Origin of the sequence: Arthrobacter sp. A5, from assembly GCF_051131705.1 — a bacterium.
Classification (GTDB): domain Bacteria; phylum Actinomycetota; class Actinomycetes; order Actinomycetales; family Micrococcaceae; genus Arthrobacter_M.
The window spans coordinates 1,547,245-1,568,754 of the sequence record NZ_CP180316.1 but is presented as its reverse complement, the minus strand read 5'-3'; the positions used below and the strand labels follow the sequence as shown (position 1 = coordinate 1,568,754).

General features: G+C 64.8%; 22 protein-coding genes, 3 tRNA genes, 2 pseudogenes and 1 riboswitch. Of the genes and pseudogenes, 21 read left to right on the top strand and 6 right to left on the bottom strand.

From position 1 onward, the window contains the following. The first annotated feature begins 454 nt into the window (after nucleotides 1–454). The 4 genes from ACLLJI_RS07135 to ACLLJI_RS07120 all read left to right on the top strand — a co-directional run bounded on the left by ACLLJI_RS07135 (nucleotide 455) and on the right by ACLLJI_RS07120 (nucleotide 1,238). Nucleotides 455–526: transfer RNA gene (locus tag ACLLJI_RS07135), tRNA-Gly, on the top strand. A gap of 75 nt (nucleotides 527–601) precedes the next feature. Further along, nucleotides 602–675 (top strand) — tRNA-Cys (locus tag ACLLJI_RS07130). A gap of 47 nt (nucleotides 676–722) precedes the next feature. Beyond that, nucleotides 723–794, top strand: a tRNA-Val gene (locus tag ACLLJI_RS07125). A 210-nt stretch (nucleotides 795–1,004) separates the two neighbouring features. Beyond that, entirely contained in the window at nucleotides 1,005–1,238 is a 234-nt protein-coding gene (locus ACLLJI_RS07120; RefSeq protein WP_434619591.1) for an antitoxin, read from the top strand. 112 nt (nucleotides 1,239–1,350) lie between these two features. Here ACLLJI_RS07120 and ACLLJI_RS07115 read toward each other — a convergent pair whose 3' ends face one another. Both ACLLJI_RS07115 and zapE read right to left on the bottom strand, forming a co-directional pair. Next, complete coding sequence (locus ACLLJI_RS07115) at nucleotides 1,351–1,722, bottom strand: hypothetical protein (RefSeq protein WP_434619588.1); 372 nt, start codon at nucleotides 1,720–1,722, stop codon at nucleotides 1,351–1,353. Nucleotides 1,723–1,823: 101 nt separating this feature from the next. Next, the gene (gene zapE / locus ACLLJI_RS07110) at nucleotides 1,824–2,861 is read right to left on the bottom strand and encodes a cell division protein ZapE (protein WP_434619585.1); all 1,038 of its coding nucleotides are present in this window, start codon (nucleotides 2,859–2,861) and stop codon (nucleotides 1,824–1,826) included. Between the two features lie 280 nt (nucleotides 2,862–3,141). Between zapE and ACLLJI_RS07105 the strand changes: the two genes are divergently transcribed. Together ACLLJI_RS07105 and ACLLJI_RS07100 are read left to right on the top strand one after the other, a co-directional pair. Then, nucleotides 3,142–4,059, top strand: coding sequence for a sulfurtransferase (locus ACLLJI_RS07105; RefSeq protein WP_434619582.1), 918 nt, complete (start codon nucleotides 3,142–3,144; stop codon nucleotides 4,057–4,059). Between the two features lie 110 nt (nucleotides 4,060–4,169). Further along, entirely contained in the window at nucleotides 4,170–4,631 is a 462-nt protein-coding gene (locus ACLLJI_RS07100; protein ID WP_434621334.1) for a SufE family protein, read from the top strand. Between the two features lie 10 nt (nucleotides 4,632–4,641). Here ACLLJI_RS07100 and ACLLJI_RS07095 read toward each other — a convergent pair whose 3' ends face one another. Then, nucleotides 4,642–5,889, bottom strand: a complete 1,248-nt coding sequence (locus ACLLJI_RS07095) for an alpha/beta hydrolase (RefSeq protein ID WP_434619579.1) — start codon at nucleotides 5,887–5,889, stop codon at nucleotides 4,642–4,644. Between the two features lie 164 nt (nucleotides 5,890–6,053). Between ACLLJI_RS07095 and ACLLJI_RS07090 the strand changes: the two genes are divergently transcribed. The 10 genes and pseudogenes from ACLLJI_RS07090 (at nucleotide 6,054) to ACLLJI_RS07045 (ending at nucleotide 17,220) form a co-directional block, all read left to right on the top strand. Further along, nucleotides 6,054–6,548 (top strand): hypothetical protein, encoded by a 495-nt coding sequence (locus ACLLJI_RS07090; protein WP_434619576.1) that lies wholly within the window; start codon nucleotides 6,054–6,056, stop codon nucleotides 6,546–6,548. Between the two features lie 14 nt (nucleotides 6,549–6,562). Continuing rightward, a complete protein-coding gene (gene msrB, locus ACLLJI_RS07085; RefSeq protein ID WP_283560227.1) occupies nucleotides 6,563–7,021 on the top strand; it encodes a peptide-methionine (R)-S-oxide reductase MsrB in 459 nt (152 codons plus the stop codon). A 492-nt stretch (nucleotides 7,022–7,513) separates the two neighbouring features. Further along, the gene (locus ACLLJI_RS07080; protein ID WP_434621331.1) at nucleotides 7,514–8,896 is read left to right on the top strand and encodes a DUF6421 family protein; all 1,383 of its coding nucleotides are present in this window, start codon (nucleotides 7,514–7,516) and stop codon (nucleotides 8,894–8,896) included. A gap of 18 nt (nucleotides 8,897–8,914) precedes the next feature. Beyond that, a complete protein-coding gene (locus tag ACLLJI_RS07075) occupies nucleotides 8,915–9,625 on the top strand; it encodes an SDR family NAD(P)-dependent oxidoreductase (protein ID WP_434619572.1) in 711 nt (236 codons plus the stop codon). Between the two features lie 130 nt (nucleotides 9,626–9,755). Further along, nucleotides 9,756–10,820, top strand: a complete 1,065-nt coding sequence (locus tag ACLLJI_RS07070; protein WP_434621328.1) for a threonine aldolase family protein — start codon at nucleotides 9,756–9,758, stop codon at nucleotides 10,818–10,820. A gap of 267 nt (nucleotides 10,821–11,087) precedes the next feature. Beyond that, nucleotides 11,088–11,786, top strand: a complete 699-nt coding sequence (locus ACLLJI_RS07065) for a DUF3000 domain-containing protein (protein ID WP_283560229.1) — start codon at nucleotides 11,088–11,090, stop codon at nucleotides 11,784–11,786. Between the two features lie 184 nt (nucleotides 11,787–11,970). Further along, nucleotides 11,971–13,314, top strand: coding sequence for an HRDC domain-containing protein (locus ACLLJI_RS07060; protein WP_434621325.1), 1,344 nt, complete (start codon nucleotides 11,971–11,973; stop codon nucleotides 13,312–13,314). A 519-nt stretch (nucleotides 13,315–13,833) separates the two neighbouring features. Continuing rightward, nucleotides 13,834–14,657: pseudogene (thiD, locus tag ACLLJI_RS07055) on the top strand (bifunctional hydroxymethylpyrimidine kinase/phosphomethylpyrimidine kinase); the annotation flags it as partial. A gap of 310 nt (nucleotides 14,658–14,967) precedes the next feature. Further along, a riboswitch (TPP riboswitch) is annotated at nucleotides 14,968–15,071 on the top strand. A 56-nt stretch (nucleotides 15,072–15,127) separates the two neighbouring features. Further along, complete coding sequence (locus tag ACLLJI_RS07050; RefSeq protein ID WP_434614440.1) at nucleotides 15,128–15,892, top strand: 3-oxoacyl-ACP reductase; 765 nt, start codon at nucleotides 15,128–15,130, stop codon at nucleotides 15,890–15,892. An 11-nt stretch (nucleotides 15,893–15,903) separates the two neighbouring features. Beyond that, nucleotides 15,904–17,220 (top strand): LLM class flavin-dependent oxidoreductase, encoded by a 1,317-nt coding sequence (locus ACLLJI_RS07045; protein ID WP_434619568.1) that lies wholly within the window; start codon nucleotides 15,904–15,906, stop codon nucleotides 17,218–17,220. Nucleotides 17,221–17,251: 31 nt separating this feature from the next. On the opposite strand, the gene ACLLJI_RS07040 is transcribed toward ACLLJI_RS07045, so the two are convergent. Genes ACLLJI_RS07040 through ACLLJI_RS07030 form a run of 3 tightly spaced genes read right to left on the bottom strand, consistent with a single transcriptional unit; the run spans nucleotide 17,252 to nucleotide 18,573 of the window. After that, nucleotides 17,252–17,620, bottom strand: coding sequence for a hypothetical protein (locus ACLLJI_RS07040; protein ID WP_434619565.1), 369 nt, complete (start codon nucleotides 17,618–17,620; stop codon nucleotides 17,252–17,254). Continuing rightward, nucleotides 17,574–17,978 carry an ATP-binding cassette domain-containing protein gene (locus ACLLJI_RS07035; RefSeq protein WP_434619562.1) on the bottom strand — a complete coding sequence of 135 codons (405 nt, stop codon included), beginning with the start codon at nucleotides 17,976–17,978 and terminating at the stop codon, nucleotides 17,574–17,576. The genes ACLLJI_RS07040 and ACLLJI_RS07035 overlap by 47 nt, the downstream gene beginning before the upstream one ends. Beyond that, on the bottom strand, nucleotides 17,971–18,573 hold the full coding sequence (locus tag ACLLJI_RS07030) for an ABC transporter permease (protein WP_434619559.1): 603 nt from the start codon (nucleotides 18,571–18,573) through the stop codon (nucleotides 17,971–17,973). Before ACLLJI_RS07030 ends, ACLLJI_RS07035 begins: the two co-directional genes overlap by 8 nt. A 68-nt stretch (nucleotides 18,574–18,641) precedes the next feature. Between ACLLJI_RS07030 and ACLLJI_RS07025 the strand changes: the two genes are divergently transcribed. The 5 genes and pseudogenes from ACLLJI_RS07025 to ACLLJI_RS07005 all read left to right on the top strand — a co-directional run bounded on the left by ACLLJI_RS07025 (nucleotide 18,642) and on the right by ACLLJI_RS07005 (nucleotide 21,510). Continuing rightward, complete coding sequence (locus ACLLJI_RS07025) at nucleotides 18,642–18,968, top strand: ArsR/SmtB family transcription factor (RefSeq protein WP_434619556.1); 327 nt, start codon at nucleotides 18,642–18,644, stop codon at nucleotides 18,966–18,968. Beyond that, nucleotides 18,965–19,705 carry a cation diffusion facilitator family transporter gene (locus ACLLJI_RS07020; RefSeq protein WP_434619553.1) on the top strand — a complete coding sequence of 247 codons (741 nt, stop codon included), beginning with the start codon at nucleotides 18,965–18,967 and terminating at the stop codon, nucleotides 19,703–19,705. The genes ACLLJI_RS07025 and ACLLJI_RS07020 overlap by 4 nt, the downstream gene beginning before the upstream one ends. Further along, a pseudogene (locus ACLLJI_RS07015) lies at nucleotides 19,653–19,871 on the top strand (cation transporter); the annotation flags it as partial. The gene ACLLJI_RS07020 and the pseudogene ACLLJI_RS07015, both read left to right, overlap by 53 nt. A 76-nt stretch (nucleotides 19,872–19,947) precedes the next feature. Then, nucleotides 19,948–20,061 (top strand): hypothetical protein, encoded by a 114-nt coding sequence (locus ACLLJI_RS07010; protein WP_434621322.1) that lies wholly within the window; start codon nucleotides 19,948–19,950, stop codon nucleotides 20,059–20,061. Between the two features lie 219 nt (nucleotides 20,062–20,280). Further along, entirely contained in the window at nucleotides 20,281–21,510 is a 1,230-nt protein-coding gene (locus ACLLJI_RS07005) for an IS110 family transposase (RefSeq protein ID WP_434613454.1), read from the top strand.

Sequence of the window (21,510 nt, the reverse complement as noted above, 5' to 3'; positions counted from 1 at the left end):
TGGCCCGCCGACCCGGAAGGCCGCTCAAGCACTGCGTTGCTTCAAAATCCTAACGGATACCGGCGTTGGCTCATAATCACGCCGCACATCGGCCCAGGAAGCAGGGGCTCCCCCGTGATAAGGAAGCAGGGGCTCCCCCGTGATAACGCTGTTGCGCAGCACCGTCCTCGCGAGTGAGCCCCGCCTTCGGCCGTGGCACTGGTCCGTAGGTGGTGCGGCGCCTGAAAATTACAGCGGTAAATTACAGCGGTGTAATCCCAAAATTCCGCGTCTTTCCGGGCCACTCGTCCGCGCGCGGCCCGGTCCTAAGCAGCCTTCGGTGCCTCAATTTGGCGATTCCGCGAACCTTCTGTAAAGTTTTTCTAGCAAGGAATGCCACGAACGCTTCAGAGGGAACGAAGCGGGACGGAAACAAAGAGACCTCAGATATTGAGAAATCAACGTTGTTCCTTATGCGGATGTGGCTCAGTGGTAGAGCATCACCTTGCCAAGGTGAGGGTCGCGAGTTCGAATCTCGTCATCCGCTCGCAGGACACTGTCGGATAGTGTTCGGAGCATTTCGAATCAGTTAGTCGAGTTGCTGGTTTCCGGACTGGTACACGGTGGGGTGGCCGAGAGGCGAGGCAGCGGCCTGCAAAGCCGCGTACACGGGTTCGAATCCCGTTCCCACCTCCACTTTGACGGCAGATAGCAGATTTCAGCAGATATTCTGGTGTTCATCTGGGCGATTGGCGCAGCGGTAGCGCGCTTCCCTGACACGGAAGAGGTCACTGGTTCGATCCCAGTATCGCCCACCCAAACAGTCAGCAGCTTCTTCAGGAAGCTGCTTTTTTGTTGCCCGGATTCCTGGCCGGCCGGGCACGGACTCCCGCCACCCTTGCCAGCGCTGGATTGAGTTCAAGGACCAGAGCTCCTTGGCCGCTGCTCCTTGGCAGCGTCAGAATCTGCGATTAGGATTGTTTTAGTGGAGCAAAATGGCTCCAAGGAGTGAAGGGAGGTGCCCGTTGTCAGTATTTGACGATATCAAGGGCAAGGCCGCAGGACTGGTTAACGGTAACGAAGGAGCGCTCAGAGGCGGAATCGAAAAGGCCGCGAACTTCATCGACAGTAAGACCGGTGAAAGGTTCAAAGACCAGATCGACGGCGTCCAGAACGCTGCCGGAGGCTTTATCGGCAAAGTGGGCGGCAGCACGACTGCCACCGCAGCCGATGACGGCGCCGAGGATCATCGCGCTTAAAACTCCCTTCGCCTGAGAATTGAGTCAAAGGGCGCTGGCCCTGCCGGGAGGCAGAGCCAGCGTCTTGGCGTTTAAGGACGCCTGCACAGCCAGGCACCATCGAACGCAAGCATTAGGAAGCCCGATCCTGTCTGACGTCACCACCCCTGAAGTAGACGGTGACCAGGCCGTCGCCGGCCTCCGGACTGCTGGCCCTGACGGTGATCTTCAGCATGCGCGTTTTGTTGGTTCCTGACGCAGCCGGCCGGTCACGTTTGCACGGTCCACGCCCGGGGCTGCCCTGCTGGTCAGTACCGGAACGGTCGACGACGGCTGGCCGGCCGCCGTCGGCGCCTTCCTTGCCGTCGGGCTGCTGATCCTTCTGACCGGACTGGTCCCGGCGCTGGGAACCCTGATCGGACGGATTCCGGTGGCACTGGCTCAGGCGCTGCGGTGCTGAATCCTTCGGTTTCGCGACGCCGTGGCGTTCCTCCATGCTGGTCACGGCATCGGAACCCTGCCGGGGGGCGCCCTTCGGCGGACACGCCATCAATCCGGCGGCTTTCAGGGCGGCGCCGGCGGCCGGAAGTTTCCGGCGTCGGCTGCCTAACTGACTTCCTGCTCCTGGCCTTCGCGGGCCAGAGCCGTCAGCCGGGACACCGCGCGGTAATACTTCTTCAGGTAACCGCCGGCCATCATCTCCGGGCTGAACAATGAATCGAGGGGCACCCCACTGGCAAGGATCGGCACGTCGCGGTCGTAAAGCCGGTCCGCCAGCACCACAAAGCGCAGCGCCACGGACTGCTCGGTAATGGTCTTCACATCGCGCCAGACAACGCCGTCGATCCCGTCCACCAGCTGACGGTACCGGCTGGGATGGACCGCGGCCAGGTGATCTACCAGCGTCACAAAGTCATCCACGGCAACCGTTTTGCCGTCAAATTCCGCTTTCATCGCCGAATCCAGGTCGCTGTTGGACAGCGGCGCCGGCGGCGTCGGCAGCCCGCGATGCCGGTAATCCTCGCCGTCGATCCGGACCACCTCGAACTGGTCCGCGAGCACCTGGATTTCCCGCTGGAAGTCGACGGCCGCAAAGCGGCCCTCGCCGAGGGACCCGGGCAGCGTGTTGGAGGTGGCAGCCAGCTTAACGCCGGCGTCCGCCAGCTCGCGCATCAGTCGGGACATCAGCACCGTGTCCCCCGGGTCGTCGAGTTCAAACTCATCAATGCACACCAGTTTGTAGCTGCTCAGTGCCTCCACGGTCTTGCGGAAGGACAGTGCCCCCACCAGGTTGGTGTATTCCACGAAGGTGCCGAAGGCCTTGGGACCGGGAGAGGCGTGCCATAGGGAGGCGAGCAGGTGCGTCTTGCCGACGCCGAACCCGCCGTCCAGATAGAAGCCGGACCGGACGGCCGGCTTCTTCGGGGCGAAAAGCCTGCGCAGTCCCTTGGGCTCCGGGGTTTTGATGGAGTCGGCGAACTGCTCCATGGCCCGTACCGCGGTGGTTTGCGACGGCTGCGCGGGGTCCGGCCGGTAGCTGGCGAAGGAGACCGATCCGAAACGCGGCGACGGATAAAAACCCTTGAGGAGCTCATCCACCGTCACTGACGGCATGCGGGCGGAGAGTTGCTCAAGCTTGACCAAGGGGCGGCGTCCATTCGTTGTGGTCTGTGCGGACCGGCGGAGTACGCGGTCCGCCGGCGGATGCAGGGGTGCCCTGCAAGAATACCGCCAAGGGCGACCGGCAGAATGTCGGCGGGTGTGCAGACACTGCCGACGGCGGCGCCCGGCCGGCCGACATTGCGCCAGATTAACGGGCCAGGGGCCTTTTCGGTCGTACGTGGATAAGCTGGTCAGGAGGGCGGCCGCGCACCCGTGTGCCCGCCGACGTTCCGATTGCCGATCCGACGAATTTAGGGGCACCATGCCGATTGCAGCAGAAACGAACAAGAAGTTTGCAGCCTACGCGCATCCCGACCGGCTGGTTTCCACGCACTGGCTAGCCGACGCACTGGCCGCCGGCGCCGCCGCCGATGGTTCGCTGGTGCTGGTGGAGTCCGACGAAGACGTCCTGCTCTACGAAACGGGGCACATCCCCGGCGCCGTCAAAATCGACTGGCACACGGATCTCAACGACGAAGTGACCCGCGACTACGTTGACGGGCCCGCGTTCGCCCAGCTGGCCGCGGCCAAGGGCATCTCGCGGGACTCCACCGTCGTCATCTACGGCGACAAGTCCAACTGGTGGGCCGCCTACGCCCTCTGGGTTTTCACGCTTTTTGGCCACGAGGATGTCCGTTTGCTGGACGGCGGGCGCGACAAGTGGATCGCCGAAGGCCGCGACGTCACCACCAAGTCCACCAAAGTCGAACCGGCCAAATACCCGGTCGTGGAACGCTCCGACGCCCCGATCCGGGCGTTCAAGGACGACGTACTGGCCCATTTGGGCAACCCGCTGATCGATGTCCGGTCTCCGGAGGAGTACTCCGGCCAACGCACGCACATGCCCGCTTACCCGCAGGAAGGCGCCATGCGCGGGGGCCATATCCCCACCGCCGCGTCGATTCCGTGGGGACGCGCGGCCGCGCAGGACGGCACCTACCGCAGCCGGGACGAGCTGGAAGCGCTGTACCTTGACGAAGCTGGCCTGAAGCCCGGCGATGATGTGGTGGCATACTGCCGGATCGGCGAGCGTTCCAGCCACACCTGGTTTGCGCTTAAATACCTGTTGGGCTTCGATACCGTCCGCAACTATGACGGCTCGTGGACCGAATGGGGCAACGCGGTCCGCGTCCCCATTGCCAAGGGCAGCGAACGCGGCGACCTGCCGGCGGCGCGCTGACCGCCGTCGGGCCCTCTGCATGCCGCGCTACGTATACCGTCCTTTCTATATTGTCCAATGCAACCCGTGCGCAGTAACCGCGCGGGGAAATTCTGAGTAGGCTGGTGATGATGACTACGACACCCGTATTGCCGCCCGCCCTCGCCGACATCGTCGACGATTTCCAGGCGCTGGACGAGCCCGAGAGGCTCCAGCTGCTGCTGGAGTTCTCCCGCTCGCTGCCGCCGCTTCCGGAGCGCCTGACCGATCACCCGGAGCTGCTCGAACAGGTGGTGGAGTGTCAGACACCGCTGTTTTTGACGGTGGAGACGGAAAAGCACGACGACGGCGACGTGATCCGGCTGTTCTTCAAGGCACCTCCGGAGGCGCCCACCACGCGCGGCTTTGCCGGCGTCCTGCATGAAGGTTTGGACGGACTGCCGGCCACGGACATTCTGGCGATCCCGGATGACATGCCGGATCTGCTCGGGCTTACCCGTGCGATCACGCCGCTGCGGATGCGCGGAATGTCCGCCATGTTAGGGCGGATCAAGCGCAAAGTGGCCGCTGCGGGCCGTCCGTCCGCCGGTTAGTCGGATACGTTCAGTCCGCCGGCTCCGTCCCGTGCGGCAAATCGTAACGGCCCAGCCGCGGTTTGAGCCATGCGGCCACCAGTGCGTCCCAGCGCTCCGGTTCCACGTTCCACTCCTTGGTGTGCAGAGCGTGGCTGAAGGGCTCGAACGTCACCATTTCGGGGTTGCGTGTGGCCAGTTCAGCCGACGGCCCGTAGGGCACGAAGTCGTCATCAACGCTGTGGATAATCAGCGTCGGCGTGCGCAGTTCCACGGCCCGGCTGACCCAGTCCATGCTCTTCAGATCCACCGGGGTGGCCAAGCCGGTGAGCCGGCGCCCCAGGGGATGGCTGAGCATCAGCTGCCCGTACCGGCCAGCGGCCGCGGGGATTTTGTTCAGCTCAGCCTGATGAGCCAGCACGTCCACCCAGTTAATCACGGGTGCGTCCAGAACCAGCGCCAAAATGATGTTCCGCTGCCTGCTGTGATCGGCGACCTGCAGCGAGATGGCTCCGCCCATCGAATAGCCGAACAGCACCACGTCCTTGGCACCATGGGCAACGGCGAAATCAATGGCGGCCTCGACATCGGGCCATTCCGTGGCGCCGAGCCCATAACGGCCGTCCCCCGCCGCCGGCGCCTCACCGTCATTGCGGTAGGACACCACCAGACTGTTCAGACCCAGATCGTGGGCGGTCCGGACCGCCCGCAGACCTTCATTCCTGGTGGCACCGCGGCCATGCACCATGATCGCCCAGGTGCTCAGGGCCGGCTCCGCCCGAAACAGCCATGCCGGGGACGGGCCCACGGGCAGGTCGATGGTGACATCCTCCGCCGTCAGTCCCACATCTTCGGGCCCGGCGAAGACGGCCGAACTCCACCAGCCGCGGGCCGCGTGCGCCAGATCCGATCCGGACATCCGCAGCACGTCACGGGTCACCGTGCCTTCACGCGGCACGTAGGAGCGGATGCCGCCAATGACCGCGTGGCCGGCACCGCCGTCGAAGAACAGACTGTAGGTGCCCTGCACCGTGGTTTCCGCCGTGACCGGCAGCACCACCTGCAGGTCCATGCCGTCACGGATCACGGCCAGGATCGGCAGATCCTGCTCGCGGACCCTCGCCGGCGTGACAACCCGGCGGGCGAAGTAGGCCGCCAACGCGGCCGTGGCCGTGACGAGCAAGGATGCCCCGCCGGCACCAACGCCGATGCCTAGGGCGGCCCATTTCAGCCAAGAATCCCGTTCACCCTCGGAGGACGCGGCACGGGAATTGCTCATGGACCGTTCGGCTCCGGGAGCCCGCACTGGCGGCGCTGAAGTTGGCATGGTCCCATTCTTCCCAACCCCGCGGAGAACGTCGAGCGGCGCACCGGGAAGGTGCCGAAGTCATCGGAGCCGGCCAAGGATGCCGGTGCAGCCCTCCGCTGGCATACGCTTAGGCCATGACTGATTCGATCATTATTCTGACCGAGGAGCCCTTGGGCGACATCGACGCGGAAAACATCACCCGACTCTACGAAGACGACGACGATGTTGAGCTGCTGGTACTGGTCCCCGCGGACACCAAACGGAACCTGCTCGTCGACGTCGTGGATCAGCTGACTATGCTGGATCTGCCCGGTGCCCTGCGTGAACTGCGGGAAAAGGCCCCCGATCAGGCGGCCGTCCGTGCCGAGGCCGCGCACACCCTGGAGATTTCCCTTACCACGTTGCGGAACGCCGGCACCAAGGTGACCGGCGCCGTAGCCGAGGGAAACGCCGTCGCCTCTCTGGTGGCCAAAGTCAACGAAACGCAGGCACGGCAGGCCGTCGTCGTGACCCGTCCGCATGCCCTCGCAGATACCTTCCGCCGGGACTGGGCCAGTCAGGCGCAGCATAAGCTCGGCCTACCGGTGCTGCACCTGTACGCGGGCTCGGGATTTATTGGCGACTCTTAAACGTTGGAGCGATTATGAGCAATATTGAGAAGACTCCCGAATCCGTGCCAGCCGTGACGCCGGAAGCAGCGTCACCTCAAGCGGCAAAGACCGATCAGCAGTGGCGCGATGAACTCACACCCGCGGAGTTCGATGTGCTGCGCCGGTCAGGGACCGAGCGGCCGTTCACCGGCGAATACTGGGACACACACACCCAGGGCGTGTACCAGTGCCGCGCCTGCGGGGCGGAACTGTTCACCAGCGGGGAAAAGTTTGATTCCTCCTGCGGCTGGCCTTCCTTCTGGGCTCCCTTGGCCGAGGGGAACGTCCGCTACATTCACGACAGGTCACTGGGCATGGACCGCGTGGAAGTCCGCTGCGCCACCTGCGACTCGCACCTGGGGCATGTCTTCGAGGGCGAGGGCCTTGGCAATCCGACGGATCAGCGGTTCTGCATTAATTCCGTGTCGTTGAAGCTCGTCCCGGCGTCCTAACCGGGCGGCGTTTTCGACGGCCATCCGGATCCGGCCGCCGGCGCCGGGCCGTCGGGGTTCCGGCGTCCGATCGCCCGAGGTCCGACCCGCCGGGATCGGGCCCTCCGGCAGCAGCGGCGCGTCCAGCACTCCAAACGCTGGGCCAGCGCCGCTTTTTGCTCCCATGAGCATAACTCTTTCTAATGAGAGGGATTATTTGAGATAAGGCTTGCTGTTGCCTTGATACGCTCGGGACATTCCGGCAGTCGCCAGGGCCGGCCATTTCCCGGACCGGGCGCCAGACATGAAAGGACCGGCAACGTGACCGAGACACTCAAGACGACCCCCCTTCCCACCGAACAGTTCAACACCGAACAGGTCAACCGCGAACAGTTCAACCGCGAACAGTTCAACCGCGGGCAGTTCAGCAGCGGGCAGTTCAGCAGCAAGCCGTTCAGCGCCGAACAGCCGGCCGGCGGACAGCCCACTACTGCTCAGCCCGGCGCGGCGCAGTTGAGCGCCTCGGACGTTGCCGGCAGCGCCGACTGGCTGGCGCTTAAGGCGGCAGCAAGCGCTCTGCAGCCGCTGCAGATCAAGGACGGCTCAGTTCCCGAAGCGGCCGATCATGCCGGCGCCGCGGAACATGTCGGCATCATCTGCCGCTCCATCGAGACCCTGGCCCCGCACTTCCCGCACGACTCTGCGTATCTGCGGCTGCTCGTGAAGGACTTTGGCCACTGGCGGGACTCAGGCTTCGGCGTCCCGGACTTCCTGGATTCGCTGCTCGCCTTCTCTCCTGCCGCCGAGCGCGTCAACGGGCTGGGCCATCTGGTGGTCTTCCCGATGTACACCCAGAACGGCAGCACCAGCCGGCTGGTGGAAGCGGTGCTGATCGAGGTGGTCTGGCCGGACTTCGTCGCCGAGTTGGAATCCGGCGCGTACTCCAACAAGCTCTTCGTCCCGGTCCGATTCCTGGACTTCACCGCCGGCTATGACAGCAATTCCGCAGTGCTTTTCCCGGAGAGCGTCGCGGTACGCGAGACTCCGACCTTCACCTGGGGTGCCATTTTTGCCGACCGCGAAGCAGCCCGGTTCCGCCGCGTGCTGCGTGCTGCCGCCGCCACCACCTCGCTCGAGCTGCCGGCGGACGCCGCGGCGCTGCTCGATGACCAGCAGCTGGCCCAGGAAACGTTCGTCATGTGGGACCTGATCCACGACCGCACGCATATGCGCGGCGAGCTGCCCTTCGATCCGTTCATGATCAAGCAGCGGATGCCCTTCTTCCTGTATTCGCTGGAGGAGCTGCGCTGCGATCTGACTGCCTTCCGCGAGTCGGTGAAGGTGGAGCACGACGACGACGCCTCACCCCAGGCGCGCCGGCACGCCAAACTCGTGCAGTACGCCGTGATCTTCGACCGCATCTTCCGCTTTGCCATCACCGGCAGCCGGGTCCGCAACTACGACGGGCTCGGCGGACAGCTGCTGTTCGCCTGGCTGCATCAGCACCATGTACTGCACTGGACGGACACCAAACTCTCCATCGACTGGGACGAAGTGCCCGACGTCGTTATTGCCCTGGGCACGGCCATCGAGGACCTGTATTGGCGCTCCATCGACCGGCCGAAGAAGGCACACTGGCTTGCCGCCTACCAGCTGGTCTCGGCCACCGTGACGCCCAATCCCGGGTCCGTCTGGGCCAAGGGACCCGACGCGCTTCCGCTGGCCGGCGCCCCGCGGGGCCTAACGGATCAGGTGCTGGACGATGAATTCCCGCTCTCCATGTTCTATGAGGCGCTGGAAAAGAAAATGCGCTCCGTGATCGAATCCACCGCGGGCATCACCGGAGAAACCCAGGACGCGTCTGCGGCCGGAACTGACGAGCGCGCGGCCGCCTGAGTGGCTACGCTGGGAGCTGTGAACGGATTGGAAGAACCCCGGCGGCAGCGCACCGTGCTGATCGCCGGGGGCAGCAGCCCCGCCGGCATTGCCGCCGCGCGGGTCCTCACCGGAGCGGGCATGCGAGTGCTCTCGGTCGGCTCGGATGCCTCCCGGATCAGCGCCGCCGTCGCCGGAATGACCGGGGCCACCGGCTTGGTCTGCGACCTGGCGGACGCGTCCGAGGTGGCGGCGCTGGCCGGGCGGATCCATGCCGAGCACGGGCCGGTGGACGGCCTGGTCCATCTGGTGGGAGGCTGGCGCGGCGGCAAGGGCCTGGCCGCTCAAAGCGACGCTGATTGGGACTTCCTGCACCGCAGCGTGCTGACCACCCTGCGCAACACCACCCGCGCCTTCTATCCGGATCTGGCCGCCTCACCCGTCGGCCGGCTGGCCATTGTCTCCAGCACCTCGGTCACCGCTCCGACGGCGGGTAACGCCAACTATGCCGCCATCAAGGCGGCGGCCGAGGCTTGGACGCTGGCGGTGGCGGACGCATTCGCCACCGACGCAAGCCAGGGCGCCGCCGTCGTCCTGGTGGTCAAGGCTCTGGTGGACGACGCCATGCGCGCCGCCGCGCCGCAGCGCAGCTTCCCCGGCTTCACCGATGTTTCCCTGCTGGCCCAGGAATTCCTGGCACTGTTTTCCCACCCCGCGGCCGGCCTCAATGGCCGCCGTAAGATCCTCTAGAAAAGGCGGACCCGAACCCGTGACCGAGCATGCAGTGACCGAAAAGGCAGTGCCCGATAACGCGACGGGAGAGAACGCAGTGCCCGATAACCCGGCGGCAGAGAACCCTGTGCCCGACACGACCGGCCGGGTGGCTCCCACCCAGTCGGGAGGCCGGCTGCATGATGCGTCCGTGCGGGGGTTTGCCTCTGACAACTACTCCGGCGTGCACCCGGAGGTCCTGCAGGCACTGGCCGCGGCCAACGAGGGCCATCAGGTCTCCTACGGTGAGGACGTTTACACCACCCGGCTGCAGGAGGTCATGCGCGGCCACTTCGGTCCCGGCGTCGAGGTCTTTCCGGTGTTCAACGGTACCGGTGCCAACGTGCTCGGCCTGCAGTCGGTACTACCGCGCTGGGGTGCGGTTGTCTGCGCCCGGACGGCTCATATCAACATGGATGAGAACGGCGCCCCGGAGCGCGTGGGGGGCATGAAGCTGCTCGCCGTCCCGGCGCCGGACGGCAAACTCACGCCGGAGTTGATAGACCGCGAGGCTTGGGGATGGGGCGATGAGCACCGTGCCCAGCCGCTGGCGGTTTCCATCACTCAAACCACCGAGATGGGCACCTGCTACACGCCGACGGAGGTCCGCGCGATTGCCAATCATGTGCACGCCCGCGGCATGAAACTGCACATGGACGGCGCGCGTCTGGCCAATGCGGCCGCCCACCTGGAGCTGCCGCTGCGCGCGTTCACCTCCGATGCGGGCGTGGACGTGTTGTCCTTCGGCGGGACCAAAAACGGCATGATGTACGGGGAAGCCGTGGTGGCGCTAAATCCCGAAGCGACGTCCGGCCTGTTGTTTTTGCGCAAGATGAACATGCAGCTCGCGTCCAAGATGCGCTTCATCTCGGCCCAGTTCCTCGCCCTGCTCGAAGGGGATCTGTGGTTGCGCTCCGCCCGGCATGCCAACGCGATGGCCACCCGGCTGCGGACCGGCGTGGAGGGAATCGACGCCGTTCGCCCCACCCAGGACACCGAGTCCAACGGCGTCTTTGCCGTGCTCCCTGCCGGCGCGGCGGACAAGCTGCGGGAGTCCTTCCGCTTCTACGACTGGGACGAGGCGGCCCGCGAGGTGCGTTGGATGTGCGGCTTCGACACCACCGAGGCGGACGTGGACGCATTCCTCGCGGCCATCCGCCGCGAACTCGGCTGACCTCCCCGCCACCCCGTATTCCCCAACCCGCCCGCGCCCAACCCCCCACTCCCCCACCCGCTCCGCGCCCCGTTTCCCCACGCGGCATCCCTCCCAACTGGTAGACATTCCCCAACTGAGTAGCAGTAGGTGCACTCAAATCAGTGATTTGAGTGCACCTACTGCTACTCAGTTGGGAGCGAGGGGCGGGAGCGTGGGGCAACGGAGGGGACGGGGATATCGGCGCGCCTGCCGTGTATTGCCGTCGGCGCGGCATAACCTGCCAATGTGAGCGCCATAGCACAGGTACCCTCAGAATTCCTGACGGCCTTGGAAACCCTTCGGGAAGCACAATGTCGGAGCGAGCTGCGACTGGAAGAGATTCCGGCGCCGTCGCGGCTTGCACCCTTCGCCGTCGCCCTCGGCGCCGAGGTGAAAGGCACCGGAGCAATCGGTGCCGCAGCGGTCGGTGCCGGCCTGACAGCTGCGGAAGGGACCGGCGCGGGACCAGCCCGCACGGGCGGGTCCGTACGCGCAGTGCACGGACCTGCCCTGATGGCCGCCGCACAGGATGCCCCGGAACTGGCCACCGGGCGTTTCATTCTGCTGCACGATCCGCAGGGTTCCGAACTCTGGGACGGGACCTTTAGAATCGTCACCTACATCCGTGCGCAACTCGAGCCGGACATGGGCAACGACGCGATGCTGTGCTCTGTCGCCTGGACCTGGCTGGTGGACGCGCTGGAGAACCACAACGCGCCGTACCGGGCCGCGGGCGGCACCGCAACCAGAATCCTTTCGGAGAGTTACGGGAGCCTTTCCGGACGACCCGATTCGATCGACATTGAGCTACGGGCCTCGTGGACGCCCGCATCTGCCGATGTCGGCTCCCATCTTCAGGCCTGGTCCGAGATGATCTGCACCTTCGCCGGCCTTCCGCCGCTGCCCGAAGGCGTCACGGCACTACCTGCCAAGCGGCGCAACTGAACATGCGGACCGCCACGGAGCCAGCCTTCAGTAGACTGGGATCATCATGACCACCCCTCATACCGAAAAACGCACCAGAAAACGCAGCGCCAGGACTCCCCGGGCGGCAAAGAATCCGCAGACCGGGGAAGCAATTCCGGAGGCGGCTGATTCCTCCGCTGCCTCTCCCGCGGACGCGGCCACGATGACGGCCGGCGAGCTCAGCGAGGAAATCTCCGGTCTCCCGGCCGTGATTGAGCTGGACGCCCCCCGTGACGGCGTTCCGCTGGTGATCTCCAGCCAGGAGGGACTCCAGCGCTGTGCGGCCGCCCTGGCCGCGGGATCTGGTCCGGCCGGAGTAGATGCCGAACGGGCCTCCGGCTACCGCTACGGCCAGCGGGCCTTCCTGATTCAGATCCGCCGCGAGGGCGCCGGGACCTGGCTCATCGACCCGGAACCGCTGAACGACCTGAGGATCGTCGACGAGGCGCTGCGGGGGGTGGAATGGATCCTGCACGCCGCCAGCCAGGACCTGCCCTGTCTGTTGGAGCTGGGCATGTGGCCGGACAAACTCTTTGACACCGAACTGGCGGCCCGGATCGCCGGTTTGCCGCGGGTGGGCCTGGCCGCGGTGATCGAACAGCTGCTCGGCTTCGGCCTCGCCAAGGAGCACTCTGCCGCCGACTGGTCAACCCGGCCGCTGCCCGAACCGTGGCTGCGCTACGCGGCCCTGGACGTGGAGGTCCTGGCCGAGCTCCGTGATGAACTCGTCGAACTGCTCGAAGCCGACGGAAAGCTCGGCTACGCGGAGGAGGAATTCGCCGCAATCCTCGCCGCAGGAGTTCCGGCGCCCCGGGCGGAGGCCTGGCGCCGCACGTCAGGGGTTCATCAGCTTCGTGACCGCCGTCAACTGGCCGCCGTCCGTGAGCTGTGGCAGGAGCGTGATCAGCTGGCCCAAAAGCGCGACGTCGCCCCGGGCCGACTAATCCCCGATTCTGCACTGGTGGCCGCGGCGAAGGCGATGCCCGTCACCGTGCCGCAGCTGCTGGCGGTTCCCGGGTTCCATGGCCGGGCGGCGAAGAAGGAAGCCCCGCGGTGGCTGAAAACGATCGCTACGGCCCGGGATCTCACTGATCTACCGCCGCTGCAGCTTCCGACAAACGCTCCTCCACCCCCACGCATCTGGGCGGACCGGGACCCGGAGGCTGCAGCCCGCCTTGCCACCGTGCGTCCGCAGCTGGCGAATCTTTCCGATGAACTTAATATTCCGGTGGAGAATCTGCTGACGCCTGATTATCTGCGCCGGGCCAGCTGGCGACCGCCCGCCCTCATCAACACGACAACGGTCTCCGAACAGCTTTCCGAGCTGGGCGCACGTCCGTGGCAGATTTCCCTGACCGCCCCGGTGCTGACCGAGGCGTTCCTGCACCCGGCTCCGTTGCCCCCCAAGGAACCCAAGATCAAGACTGGCGTGGGAACGGCTGCGCACACCAGCCTCGCGGCGGATGTCCCCGGCCGCGTCGCCCACGACGCGGCCGGGGCAGCCTGAAGGACCATCTGGAGCGAAACCGCACCATTGGGGGCTTGGGGAAGATCGGTACAGGATTCAACGATAAGGGTTTGGCTGTTGGTGACGCTTCGGTAGTGAAGGGCTATGCCCAGCGCCTGCCGACGCAGCATGGGCATACACGGGAGATCAGCGTGGCATATGGCTATGTTGACTTCGCTGACCCGGAATCCAATGGGCGGAAAACTGGTGCTTAGGATCGAGTCGGCGGCACTATCCCGCCACCGGATCCTGATCCGGTCGACGTTCGGAGTGTCCGGTTGAGCTGAGGGATGAACAGTTACGCGAAGCTGCATCATCCAGGCTTATCGGGGTTTTGTGATGGGAGACTATATGTGTGGCTTCTACAACCGGACGTTTCACCGTTAACGCGCATGGGCCGGCAGCGTGGGATGGTTGAGGGTGGCTGTTCAATCGCTGAAGAGGTACAGAAACATGCCTCAGTGCTTGCGGCCGATGATTTACGGTGCGTCGCTGAATCTGTTTTGAAGGAGTGGTCCGATGGGGACATTCGTTCCCCGTGTTCTGAGCATTGCGGGCACGGACCCGACCGCCGGCGCCGGAATCCAGGCAGATTTGAAGAGCATTGCCGCGCACGGAGGATACGGTATGGCCGTCGTGACGGTACTGGTCGCCCAGAATACTCACGGTGTCCGTTCGGTACATATGCCTCCGGCGCCTTTCCTTCATGAACAGCTGGACGCTGTCAGTGACGACGTCACGATCGACGCCGTCAAGATCGGGATGCTTGGCAGTGCCGGATCATCGATGAGGTTGATTCGTGGCTTCGCCGTAGCGTGGCGCCGGTTGTGGTGTTGGACCCGGTGATGATCGCCACCAGCGGCGACCGGCTGCTGGATCCAGGAGCTGAGGAGGCTTTGGGTCGGTTGCTGTACCGTGCGGACCTGGTCACCCCGAATCTGCCAGAACTCGGTGTCCTGCTCAGGGAACCCACGGCGCGTACCTGGGAGCAGGCTCTTGAGCAGGGGAGCCGGCTTTCTGCGGCCAGAAACGTCATCGTCCTCGTCAAGGGCGGCCATCTGGAGGGTACGGACTGCCCGGATGCGCTGGTGGATGCTGCCGGACGGCTGACCGGTAACCGGGAGGTTTATGAGGTCACTACCCCGCGGGTGGACACGGCCAATACGCATGGGACGGGATGCTCCATGTCCTCCGCCATGGCTACCCTGCAGGCGCGCTTTGGTGATTGGACAGAGGCCTTGACGGTGACCAAAGCGTGGCTGCAGGACAGTCTGCTTCATGCCGGGGAACTGCATGTCGGTTCAGGCGCAGGTCCGATCCATCATTTTCACCAGTTATGGAACCCAACCGTGCCCATTCCGGCTGAACACCCGCTCCCGGAGCCGTCCGCGGGGGTACCGGGCTCTGACGGTTCCGACGCTACCCACCTCTGAGGGGCGCTGTATGTTGATGCGGTTATTGGAGGTGTCTGTTTTGGTGGTTTGCAGGGCCGGCCGGTCCACGGGGGTACCGGTGCCCGCGGTACGGGAGGTCCGGTGGTCGCGCCGCGGTGTCCGGGACGGGAGCCGTTTGGGAAGCGGTTCGGGCAGGGCACGGCGGCCGCACGGCCAGGTGCGGGCGCTGGTTTGGCCGCGGGCTGGGTATATACTCGCTCCCAGTGACACGGGGTGCCGGGCGGCTTTATTGGCCCGGCTGAGATGACACCCGTTGAACCTGATCTAGTTGACACTAGCGAAGGGATGTCCTGCAACGGTTCGCACGGTCCTGGCGTCCGGATCGCATCCTTTCGCCTTATCCGAAGGTGAAGAAACTGATGGAACTGGCAGAACAAATTGTTCTTGTGACCGGCGGCGGGCGGGGCCTGGGCAGCAGTATTGTGCAGGCGTTCGCGGGCCGGGGGGCGCGGGTGGTCATCAATTACCGCCGCAGTGCCGAAGCCGCCGGGGAACTGGCCGCCGGTTATGGCCCCGAGCGCGCTGTTGCTCTGCAGGCTGACGTCACCGACGCCGGTCAGGTGTCGGTTTTGCTGGAGCAGGCCAGGTCCCATTTCGGTTCCGCCGTCACCACTGTGGTCAATAATGCGCTGGCCGATTTCTCGTTTAACGGGGATGCCCGCTCCGGTGCCGGGGATATTTCATGGGCGGAGTTCGAGGCACAGTTCGCCGGCAGTGTCCGGGGTGCTTTGACCACGACCCAGCAGGCTTTGGAGGGGATGCGCGGCCACGGGTTTGGGCGCATCATCAACGTTGGGACCAATCTGTTCCAGAACCCGGTGGTCCCGTACCACGACTACACCGCGGCCAAGGCCGCCCTGCTGTCCTTGACGCGCACCATGGCCAAGGATCTGGGGCAGCACAATATTGCCGTGAACATGGTCTCCGGCGGCCTGCTGCGCACCACTGATGCCAGCGCCGCAACCCCGGAGGAGGTCTTTGACTACATTGCCGCTTCGACCCCCCTGGGTAAGGTCACCACCCCGGCCGAGTTCGCCGATGCCATCTTGTTTTTCGCCTCGCCTTGGGCGCGGTCGGTTACCGGGCAGAACCTGGTGGTCGACGGCGGACTGGTCATGGACTAGGCGCCCTGGCGATGAACGGGAATCGGCAACTGCATTTGAACGCTTTCCTGCTGGGAGCCGGCCACCACGGTGCTGCGTGGCGGCGGCGCGGATCGCCGCTGGAGCAGCTCGGAGAGATCGGCTATTATGAGCGGCTCGCACAAAGCGCCGAACGCGGCTTGTTCGATGCCGTGTTTTTCGCCGACGGGCAGTCCGCCGGTGACGTCGGCGCCGGGCCGAGATGGTTTCTGGAACCGTTGACCGCGCTGGCGGCCATGGCCCGGGCAACGGAAAACATCGGGCTTATCAGCACCGTCTCGGCGACCTTTTATTCCCCTTTTCATGCTGCCCGGATGCTCGCCTCCCTGGATCACATCAGTGCCGGGCGGATCGGGGCGAACGTGGTCACGTCGATGTTCGATGCTGAAGCCCGCAATCACGGGCTGGAAGCGATGCCCGGCCACGCGCAGCGCTACGGCCGCGCTGCGGAGTTCATTGAGGTAGCGCTGGGGTTGTGGGACTCTTGGGCTGATGATGCGCTGGTTCGGGACAGGGCCGGGTTCTATGCCGATCCGGCCCTGGTCCGGCCGTTGCATCATGAGGGGGACCACTTCCGGGTGGAGGGGCCCTTGAATGTGCCCCGGGGCCCGCAGGGACGCCCCGTGCTGTTCCAGGCCGGTGCTTCCGGGGCCGGCCGGGATCTTGCCGCCCGGTACGCGGAAGGGATTTACGCCGTGGCCTACGATCTTCCCAGCGCCCAGGCCTACTATGCGGATATGAAACAGCGGATCGCTGCTGCCGGGCGTAATCCGCAGAAGGTAGCGATCATGCCCGGATTGGTGACGTATGTGGGCTCCACCGCGGCCGAAGCCCGGGCCAAACAGGACCGGACGGATGCGCTGCTGCCCACCGGAGAATCCCTGACACAGCTGGGCACGTTCGTGCAGCAGGACTGTACCGGCTGGGAGCTGGACGCCCCCGTGCCGTCCCTGCCACCGGCGGCAGAATTTACTGGGCCGCAGGGCCGTTATGCCACCATATTGCGCATTATTGAAACCGAACGTCCCACCGTGCGGCAGTTGCTGGGGCGCCTGGCCGCAGGAGGGGGCCACTGCACCATGGTCGGCACGCCGGAGCAGATCGCTGACCAGATGGAGCTCTGGTTCCGCTCCGGGGGCGCTGACGGGTTCAACCTGATGCCCCCGCTGCTGCCCGATTCCCTGGACGAGTTCGTCGATGACGTCATCCCCGTCCTCCAGCGCCGGGGACTCTTCCGCACCCGCTACACCGCCTCGACGCTGCGCGGTCATCTGGGGCTGGACCGCCCGGCTGCTGGCGCCCCACCGTAAGAGAGCCACCACGGCATGGCGGCGGTTCCGATCATCCAATACCGTCCGGGACAGGGTTGCCGGGGCGGTGAAGGGTTTCGAGGAGTTGGAGTTCGTAGTGGGCGAACCGGGCCGAAGCCATCATCGACAGCTGACGTGGTCTGGGCAGGTCGATGGGGAGGTTTAGGCGCACGGAGGCGGGCCGGGGGCTGAGTACGACGACCCGGTCGGCCAGGTAGATCGCTTCACGGATGTCGTGGGTGATCAGGACCGCGGTCCAGGAGTTGTGGGACCAGACATCTTGAAGCCACGCCTGCATGTCGGTGCGGGTGAGGGAATCGAGGGCACCGAAGGGCTCATCCAGTAATAGGACGTCACGGTCCTGGACCACCGTGCGCAGCAGTGCGGCCCTTTGCCGCATTCCTCCGGAGAGCTCTTCCGCCGCGGACTTCCAGGCCCAGGGCGGTGTTCTGGAGGATAGTGCGCCAAGGAAAGAGGAGGTCTTTTTGCGGCATGTAGGCGAAGTGTTCACGTTCCCCGGTGACGGGGCGCCCGTCGATGAGGATTTCGCCGTCGCGGGGTTTTTCCAGGCCGGCCATGATGTTGAACAGGGTGCTCTTTCCGCATCCGCTGGGACCGATGATGGCAAGGAATTCTCCTTGTTGTGCGGAGAAATCGACTTTGTTGATGACGGGACGGGATTGTCCGTGGCCCAGCTCGAAGGATTTGGTAATTGCACGTACTTCGACCCTGGGTGCGGCAGCGGTGGTTTCAGACATGGCGGTTCCTGCGTTCCTTGGAGTGCCAGGGGATGATCAGCCGCTCGGCGGCGTAGGTCAGCAGGAACAGGCCCACACTAAGGAAAGCGGTGACTGCGACTGCTGCCAGTACGACGTCGGTGCGGAACGAGTTTTTCATCGTGACCATGTAGATACCCAACCCTTCCCGGGCGCCAATGTACTCGGCGAAAATGGCGCCCGTAACAGCGTAGGCAATGCCGATCCGCAGGGCTGTGAAGAAGGAAGGAAGAGCCGATGGAAGGCGTACATAGACGAATTGCTTCCACCGGTTGGCGCCCATGCTGCGCAGCAGATTGCCCACGTCACGATCGGTGAGGTTGAAGCCGTCGATCAGGCCGACGGTCACCGGAAAGAACGTGACCAAGGCGATGACCATGATCTTTGGCATCAGACCGAAGCCGAACCAGATGATCATCAGCGGGGCAATGGCGATGATGGGTATGGTCTGGGATGCCACCAGCAGGGGCATCAGGGCTCGGCGAAGCCACGGTGAGAAGTCGATGGCGACGGCAAGGGCCCACGCCAGGGTCAGGGAGACGGCGAAACCGAGAAAGGTTTCCTGCAGCGTCGGCACCGTGTTGTCGAAACCGCAGCAGCGTACAGGATTTTATGAATACATGATTCTCTGTACTATTGGGTTTCATGGAGACCCTTTCGTCCACGGCAGTCCTGGCCCGTTTCGGCAAGGCTCTGGCTGATCCGACCAGGTCCTCGATCCTAATGGTGCTCAAGGACGGCGGCGCTTTTCCGGCGGACCTCGCCAATTCGATCGGAGTGAGCAGACAGATACTCTCGAACCACCTGGCCTGTCTGCGGGACTGCGGGCTCGTGGTCGCGGAACCTGTCGGGCGGCGGGTCCGCTACGAACTCTCCGATACGAAGCTCGCCCACGCGCTCGAGGATCTGCTTGCGGTGATCCTGACGGTCGACCCGATCTGTTCCTGCCCGATCGAGGAATGCGCCGTATGAGTGTCCTCACCGTTGACCGACGCAGGGTCCTGAACCGGCGGATCCGTTGGTTCGTGGCCGCGACCATCAGCTACAACGTCATCGAGGCGATCGTCGCCATTGCCGCCGGGACGGCGGCGTCCTCGGTCGCGCTGATCGGGTTCGGCCTGGATTCGGTCGTGGAGGTGCTCTCCGCCGCCGCCGTCGCGTGGCAGTTCGCCGGCCGCGACCCCGAAGAACGGGAAAAAACGGCCCTGCGGGTCGTGGCATTCTCTTTTTTCGTGCTGGCCGTCTATCTGGTGGTCACCGCCGGGCTGAAGTTCCTCGGCGTCGACGAGCCCGTTGATTCCCCTGTGGGTCTCGGCCTGACGGCGCTGAGCCTGCTGATCATGCCGCTGCTCTCCTACGGACAACGGCGCACCGGGAGGGAACTGGGGTCCCGGAGTGCTGTGGCGGATTCGAAGCAGACCCTGCTGTGTACGTACCTTTCCGGCGTGGTCTTCCTCGGTCTCCTGGTCAATACCCTGTGGGGGTGGACCTGGGCCGACCCGGTCGCCGCTTTGGTCATCGCCGGCCTCGCGGTCAAGGAAGGTCTGGACGCCTTCCGGGGAGATGGCTGCTGCGCCGCCCCCGCCTGGCGGGACGTCACCGAGGAAGCGGCGGTGCAGGACTCCTGCTGCGGCCCCGACGGAGCCTGCCACACGGATGATCAAACCGGACCTGCCTACAGATCAGGAAGTACACCCGGTGAGCGCTGAGCATTCCCATGCCGTGGACCCGGTGAAGAACCAGACCCGTTTGATCCTTGTCCTGTCGGTGACCCTGCTGGTGATGGCCGCCGAAGTCATCGGCACGGTGATGACCGGCAGCCTGGCGCTGCTGGCCGACGCCGGGCATATGCTCACCGACGCGGCCGGGCTGCTGATCGCCCTGATCGCGGCCTCCCTTGCCCTGAAGCCCGGCCACCGCGAAAAGGACCTGGGGCTACGCCCACGCCGAGATCCTCGCCGCGGCACTGCAGGCGGGCCTGCTGCTCATCGTCGGCGGATTCGTGATCTACGAAGGCATCCGCCGGCTCATCGACCCCCCCCGTTACCTTTTTAGTAGCCCCTAATTGAGTAAGAATTGGGTTGCTGGCCTGTTGGTTCCCGGCATGATTTATGCCCCCAGTCTTCAATGATCCGGGGGGTGATGTCACCGGGATCCGATAGGTGTCAGGGGATCGCTAATAGGGACCGGACCAGCGGCAGTTTTTATCGTGGCAGGTCAGCCGTAACGTGGATGCCGACTCTTGTCGCCGCAGGACAGACCAGCGCTGTTTTACAGGTCTCGGATGCGGGAGGTTTTGAGGTTGATTAAGGATTACGAGAGTATCGATGTCTTCATCGGAGTCGATGTCGGCAAGAGCAATCACCACGCGGTGGCGCTGGATAAATCCGGGAAGAAGCTGCTCGATAAGGCTTTGCCTCAGGACGAAGCGAAGCTGCGGGCGATCATCGACACACTGGCCAAAAACGGCACGCTACTGCTGGTCGTGGACCAGCCCGCCACCATTGGTGCGCTGCCGGTGGCGACGGCCCGGGCCGCCGGAATCCTGGTCGGTTACCTGCCCGGGTTGGCGATGCGCCGGATCGCGGATCTGCACCCCGGCGAGGCTAAAACCGATGCCCGGGACGCGTACATCATCGCCGAGGCAGCCCGGACGATGCCGCACACCCTGCGCTCGATCGAGGTCGCCGATGAGCAGATCGCCGAGCTGTCGATGCTGTGCGGTTTTGATGATGATCTGACCCAGCAGACCACCGCTACATCAAACCGTATCCGCGGGCTTCTGACCCAGATCCACCCGGCCCTCGAACGGGTGATCGGCGCACACCTGGACCACCCGGCAATGGCGGAGCTGCTGGTGAAATATCCGACCCCCACCGCACTGAAGACCGCCGGCCAGGCACGGGTGGCCACGTACCTGGCCAAGTTCGCCCCGCGGGCAGGCAAACACTGGGCAGCCGATATCTTTACCGCCCTCGGCGAGCAAACCGTGGTCGTCGCCGGCACCGCCGGAGCCGGCATCGTGCTGCCCCAACTGGCAGGCATGCTCGCCGGTCTGCGTAAAGCCCGTGTCGAAGTCCATACCCGGGTCGAGGCGCTCGTGGAGGCCCACCCTCTTCACCTCGTCCTGAGCTCGATACCGGCGGTCGGGATCAGGACCGAAGCCAGGATCCTCACCGAAGTCGTCGGTAAACACTTCGCCACCGCCGGGCATCTGGCCTCCTATTCCGGACTGGCGCCGGTGACCTGGCGATCAGGGACGTCCATCCGGGGAGACCACCCCTCCAGGAAGGGCAACAAGATCCTCAAGCGCGCTCTCTTCCTGTCCGCGTTCGCCGCCCTCAAGGACCCCACCTCACGGGACTACTACGACCGAAAACGCGCCCAAGGGAAACGCCACAACCAGGCCCTGATCGCCCTGGCCCGGCGCCGCTGCGACATGCTCTTCGCCATGCTCAGAGACATGAGCATCTACGAAGAAAAAAACCCCAAAAGCGGCTTGACAAAAACATAG

Excerpts from the sequence above, each read along its gene's own strand:
- ACLLJI_RS07105 (WP_434619582.1), top strand. The coding sequence starts at position 3,142 with ATGCCGATTGCAGCAGAAACGAACAAGAAGTTTGCAGCCTACGCGCAT.
- ACLLJI_RS07100 (WP_434621334.1), top strand. The coding sequence starts at position 4,170 with ATGACTACGACACCCGTATTGCCGCCCGCCCTCGCCGACATCGTCGAC.
- ACLLJI_RS07095 (WP_434619579.1), bottom strand. The coding sequence starts at position 5,889 with ATGAGCAATTCCCGTGCCGCGTCCTCCGAGGGTGAACGGGATTCTTGG.
- ACLLJI_RS07090 (WP_434619576.1), top strand. The coding sequence starts at position 6,054 with ATGACTGATTCGATCATTATTCTGACCGAGGAGCCCTTGGGCGACATC.
- msrB (WP_283560227.1), top strand. The coding sequence starts at position 6,563 with ATGAGCAATATTGAGAAGACTCCCGAATCCGTGCCAGCCGTGACGCCG.
- ACLLJI_RS07060 (WP_434621325.1), top strand. The coding sequence starts at position 11,971 with ATGACGGCCGGCGAGCTCAGCGAGGAAATCTCCGGTCTCCCGGCCGTG.
- ACLLJI_RS07050 (WP_434614440.1), top strand. The coding sequence starts at position 15,128 with ATGGAACTGGCAGAACAAATTGTTCTTGTGACCGGCGGCGGGCGGGGC.
- ACLLJI_RS07045 (WP_434619568.1), top strand. The coding sequence starts at position 15,904 with ATGAACGGGAATCGGCAACTGCATTTGAACGCTTTCCTGCTGGGAGCC.
- ACLLJI_RS07040 (WP_434619565.1), bottom strand. The coding sequence starts at position 17,620 with ATGCGGCAAAGGGCCGCACTGCTGCGCACGGTGGTCCAGGACCGTGAC.
- ACLLJI_RS07035 (WP_434619562.1), bottom strand. The coding sequence starts at position 17,978 with ATGTCTGAAACCACCGCTGCCGCACCCAGGGTCGAAGTACGTGCAATT.
- ACLLJI_RS07025 (WP_434619556.1), top strand. The coding sequence starts at position 18,642 with ATGGAGACCCTTTCGTCCACGGCAGTCCTGGCCCGTTTCGGCAAGGCT.
- ACLLJI_RS07020 (WP_434619553.1), top strand. The coding sequence starts at position 18,965 with ATGAGTGTCCTCACCGTTGACCGACGCAGGGTCCTGAACCGGCGGATC.
- ACLLJI_RS07005 (WP_434613454.1), top strand. The coding sequence starts at position 20,281 with ATGCGGGAGGTTTTGAGGTTGATTAAGGATTACGAGAGTATCGATGTC.